The sequence below is a fragment of the Kitasatospora sp. NPDC007106 genome (assembly GCF_040634455.1).
GTDB lineage: Bacteria > Actinomycetota > Actinomycetes > Streptomycetales > Streptomycetaceae > Kitasatospora > Kitasatospora arboriphila.
Genome location: NZ_JBEYFP010000893.1, coordinates 1 through 2,292, shown reverse-complemented (window position 1 = coordinate 2,292; position 2,292 = coordinate 1). Strand labels below are relative to the sequence as shown.

At 73.6% G+C, this 2,292-nt stretch carries 3 protein-coding genes; all 3 read right to left on the bottom strand.

Going from position 1 to position 2,292, the window contains the following annotated elements:
* Positions 1-59 precede the first annotated feature (59 nt).
* Positions 60-644 carry an alpha/beta fold hydrolase gene (locus ABZ641_RS33725; protein WP_344623343.1) on the bottom strand — a complete coding sequence of 195 codons (585 nt, stop codon included), beginning with the start codon at positions 642-644 and terminating at the stop codon, positions 60-62.
* Complete coding sequence (locus ABZ641_RS33720) at positions 641-1,912, bottom strand: MFS transporter (protein WP_344623342.1); 1,272 nt, start codon at positions 1,910-1,912, stop codon at positions 641-643. The genes ABZ641_RS33725 and ABZ641_RS33720 overlap by 4 nt, the downstream gene beginning before the upstream one ends.
* 94 nt (positions 1,913-2,006) lie before the next feature.
* On the bottom strand, positions 2,007-2,292 hold a 286-nt coding region (locus tag ABZ641_RS33715; RefSeq protein WP_359988089.1), incomplete at its 5' end, for a TauD/TfdA family dioxygenase.

The window sequence follows — 2,292 nt, the reverse complement described above, 5'->3', positions numbered from 1 at the left end:
GTCCGACGGCTCCCGCGTCTGGCGGGAGCCGTCGGACACGCCCCGGTGTGCCGGTGTCGTCAGCCGAACTCGAGTTCGCGGACCAGCTCCGCCGCCTGCGGCCAAGGACCGTAGCCGGAGGCGGGGTTGAGATGGCCGACCGCTCCGAGCCCGATCAGGCGGCTGCCCCAGGCGGCCGCCATCCCGGCGACCCTCTGCGGGTGGCCGAGCGGGTCGTCGTCGCTCATCGCGACGATGCTGGGGAACGGCAGGGCCGTTCTCGGCGTCGGGGTCCAGCCCTTCTGCCGGAGCGCCTCCGGGGTGGGATAGCCCTCGGGCAGCGGGGTGTCGAAGTCCGGCGGGGTGGCCAGCAGCGCGCCGTGGACCGGGCGTCCGGTCCGCAGCGCCCAGTGGACGGTGGTCATCACCCCGGCGCTGTGGGCGACCAGGATCGGCGGCCCGGGCGCCTCGGCGACCGTCTCCTCGAGGGCGGCGACCCGGGCCTCGCAGTCGATCCGGTCGTCGTCGCCGGCCAGCGGCGGGACGGTGCGGACGTCCCGGCCGGCGGCGGCGAGCCCGTCGGCGAGGACGGTCTGCCAGTGGTCGGCCACGTGGCCGCGCAGCCCGGGGACGATCACGACCGGGGGAGGGAGGGGGGAGCTCATGCGGGTGTCTCCGCTTCGTGGGGGGCCGGGGCGAAGCCGTTCAGGCGGCGCAGGTCGGTGCGGTAGCGGCTGCGGCCGACCAGGAAGCAGGCCGAGGCCAGCAGGGCGACCAGGGGGACGAGCTGCAGCGCGCCGAGCAGGCCGGTGCGGTCCGCGATCATCCCGGTGACCGCGGGCCCGGGGGCCAGGCCGAGGAGGCTGTTGGCCAGGGTGAGGGTGCCGAAGGCGGTCGCCGGGATCGCGTCCGGGGTCAGATTGGCGACCATGGCGGCCGCCGGGCCGGCCGTCGCGCCGGAGAGCAGCGCGCCGGCGCCGAGCAGGAGGAGCTGGGGCGCCCCCGTCGGGATCCGGAACGCGGCCGTCAGCAGCACCAGTGATCCCAGGCTGCAGGCGAGGGCGACGAGCCACTTGCGGGCCGGGTCGGACCGGCTGATCCGGTCGGACGCCATGCCGCCGCCGACCATGCCGATGCCGATGAGCAGTGCGTAGAGCCCCGCCGTGCCGCCGGCCCTGGCCGTGGGCATCCCGTAGTAGCGGTTGAAGAAGCTGGGCAGCCAGGCGATCAGCGCTCCGGGGATGAACAGCTGGAGCCCGCTGCCGACGTACGCGCCGACCACCGAGACCGAGGAGAACAGCTTGGGCAGCAGGGCGCGCAGTGGTGCCGCCGCCGCGCGCTCCGCCCGGCTCGGGCGCGGCCCGGGGTGCAGCCGCTTCTCGGTGACCACCAGGGCGAAGACCACGGCCAGGACCAGCCCGAAGATCCCCATGGTGCCGAACGCCCAGCGCCAGCCCAGGTGTTGGCCGACGGCGCCGCCGATCGCGACGCCGAGGACGGAGCCGAACGCGCCGCCGGCGATGAACGCCCCCGAGAGGGTGGCCCGCATGCCGATCGGGAAGACGCTGAGCACCACGGCGATGCCGACACTGCCGTAGGCGGCCTCGCCGATGCCGACGAAGAGACGGCCGACGAACATCTGGCCGTAGTCCGCCGCCACCGCGCAGCCGAGGGTCGCCACGCTCCACGTGATCGCGGCGGCCACCAGGCTCCGCACCCGGCCCCAGCGGTCGGCGAGCAGCGACATCGGGAAGGCCAGCACGCCGACCGCCAGGGCGACGACGCCGCTGAGCGATCCCAACTTGGCGTCCGTCAGCATCCATTCGGCCTTCAGCAGCGGGAAGACCGCATTCAGCACCTGCCGTGACATGTAGTCCGAGAGGAGCAGTCCGAAACTCAGCGCGAAGACCACCCAGGCGTAGCGCCTGGACACGGCCGGCGCCTGGGCAGCGGCGGCCGGAGCCGCCGCCGGCTCCGCATCGGTGTGAAACGCCATTGTTACCACCTCACCTGTTGCTGGGACGGGCTCAGAAGGGTCTGGCTCCGACGATTCCGGCGCGCTCCATCCGGCGGACGGCGGGCCAGTAGTCCTGCACGGCGTAGTGCTGGGTGGAGCGGTTGTCCCAGATCGCGACGCTGTTCGGCTGCCAGCGCCAGCGCACCTGGTACTCGGGGATCGCCGCCTGGCTGATCAGGTACGTCAGCAGGTTGGCGGCGCCCGGGGCGTAGTCCAGGCCGAAGCGGACGTTCTCCGGGGTGTGGTAGTTGACGAAGTGCGTGGTGAAGCCGTTGACGAAGAGGATCTTCTCGCCG